The organism is Pengzhenrongella frigida (assembly GCF_004168625.1).
Lineage (GTDB): Bacteria > Actinomycetota > Actinomycetes > Actinomycetales > Cellulomonadaceae > Pengzhenrongella > Pengzhenrongella frigida.
Genome location: NZ_SDWW01000101.1, coordinates 1 through 2,032, shown reverse-complemented (window position 1 = coordinate 2,032; position 2,032 = coordinate 1). Strand labels below are relative to the sequence as shown.

At 67.4% G+C, this 2,032-nt stretch carries 1 protein-coding gene, 1 pseudogene and 1 other annotated feature; of the genes and pseudogenes, one reads left to right on the top strand and one right to left on the bottom strand.

Translation table 11 applies throughout. The features are described from left to right. Window positions 1–185: 185 nt before the first annotated feature. A pseudogene (locus tag EUA98_RS19475) lies at window positions 186–603 on the top strand (transposase); the annotation flags it as partial. A gap of 31 nt (window positions 604–634) precedes the next feature. On the opposite strand, the gene EUA98_RS19470 reads toward EUA98_RS19475, so the two are convergent. Beyond that, window positions 635–1,881, bottom strand: a protein-coding gene (locus tag EUA98_RS19470; protein ID WP_130104333.1) for an IS3 family transposase whose coding sequence is annotated in 2 segments (ribosomal slippage) — window positions 635–1,578 and window positions 1,578–1,881 — 1,248 coding nt in all. Because the reading frame shifts where the segments join, the coding sequence is not laid out codon by codon here. Then, window positions 1,466–1,582 (bottom strand) — a sequence feature (AL1L pseudoknot). (Overlaps the previous gene by 117 nt.) Window positions 1,882–2,032 lie beyond the last annotated feature (151 nt).

Sequence of the window (2,032 nt, the reverse complement as noted above, 5' to 3'; positions counted from 1 at the left end):
CCCTGGCGACGCAATGCGTGCACGTCGATGTCGTCCTCCCGTGTGAGCATGAACGGACGCGGGCTCCCTTGAGCTGGATGGTGGTCAGAGACCGCCAGCCTCAAGGGAGCTCCGCCCGTCTCGGCGAAGCCACGCGGGTGGGGAATTTCAGTGAGCAGAACCGGGGAATTTCAAACGAGCGTCATCACTGCAAGGCCCGAGTCGGCGGAGACGCTCACGGCAAGGGTGCCCGGGTGGTCTCCCAGGCCGTCGTGATCGCGACCGGGGTCAGCGTCGACGGGCGCCGTGAAGTGCTCGGATGCGCCGTCGGGGACTTGCGCGACCGAAGACTCCTGGGCCGAGTTCCTGCGTGAGCGTGGCCTGGGCGGGGTGCAGCTGGTCATCTCCGACCATCACCGCGGGCTGATGAACGCGATCGACACGGTCCTGGTCGGGGCGGCCTGGCAGCGGTGCCGGGTCCACTTCATGCGCAACGTGCTCGCCAAGGTCCCCAAGGGGCACACCGAGATGGTCGCCGCAGCGATCCGCACGATCTTCGCCCAGCCCACCGGGCCCCTGGTCCGCACCCAGGTCGAGACCATCGCCTGCATGCTCGCCGTCCAGTGAATCGCCCTGGGTTTGATGGAGGCTCGGGCTATGGGATTTCGACCAGGGACTGGTCGGTCCTGTGGGTAGCGTAGAACGCTGTTTCGAACTCGGCAGGAGGGATGTCGCCGAGGTAGCCGTGCAGTCGTTGGGTGTTGTGCCAGTGGACCCAGCCGAGGGTTGCTAGCTCGACGTCCTCGATGGTGCGCCAGGGTCCGGTGCGGGCCGGGCCGCGGATCAGCTCAGTCTTGTAGTAGCCGTTGACGGTCTCGGCCAGGGCGTTGTCGTAGCTGTCAGCGACAGTTCCGATCGAGGGCACCGCGCCGATCTCCGCGAGGCGCTCGCCATACCGAATGGACGTGAACTGAGATCCGGCATCGGAGTGACAGGTCAGCCCGTCCAGGCGCGCCCCGCGTGACCAGCGGGCCATCTCGATCGCGTCCAGGACCATCTCGGTGCGCATGTGAGGCGCGGCCCGCCAGCCGACGATCATCCGCGAGTAGACGTCAACGATGAAGCACACATAGGCGACCCCGGCCCAGGTCGGCACGTAGGTCAGGTCGGTGACCCACAGCCTGTTCGGCGCGGTCGCGGTGAAGTCCCGGCGGACCAGGTCCGGGTGACGCACCGCGACCGGGTCAGCCCGCGTGGTGAGGACCCGTTTGGAGCGCCGGACGCCCTCGATCTGCTCGGCGCGCATCAGCCGAGTGACCTGGTCACGACCCACGTCCCAGCCGGCCCGACGAGTGGCGTTCCACAGCTTGCGGGCCCCGTAGACGCAGTAGTTGTCCTCCCATAACTGGCGCAGCACCGGGCGCAGGACCTGATCGCGGGAGGAACGGGACGACGGCGCACGGGTCTTGGCCGCGTAGTACGTGCTCGGGGCCACCTGCAGCGCGGCGCAGATGGGCTCGACCCCGAGCTCGTCGCGGTTGGCGTCGATGAACGCCACTACCTCCTGTGTTGGCGGTCGAGCTCCGCCCCGAAGAAACTCGCAGCCCTCTTCAGGATCTCGTTGGCCCGCCGCAGCTCACGGTTCTCCTGCTCGAGCTCGCGCATCCGAGCGGACTCGCTCGTGCTCACCCCCGGCGCATGGCCGTCGTCAATCTCGGCCTGACGCACCCACAGTCGCACCGACTCGGTCCCATAGCCCAGCTGGGTCGCGACCCGCTGAACGGTGCCGTGCTCGGTGCCGAGTTCGACCCGCAGGGCACGAACCATCCTGACCGCTGCGGCCTTCTCCTGCTCGGAGTACCGGCGCGTCGTCGGCTTCCCCTTCGATAGATCTCTCGGCATGGCTCCATCCTCGTTTCCAAGGTCAAGAGCCTCCAAGCAACCCAGGGCGATTCAGTTCCCCCGATCCGCGTAACAGGGCTCTTCGTTCTTAACCGGGCAGATCGGTGTTCTTGGCTGCCTCCCGGCGGTGTTTGCGGGTGCAGGCCCAGCG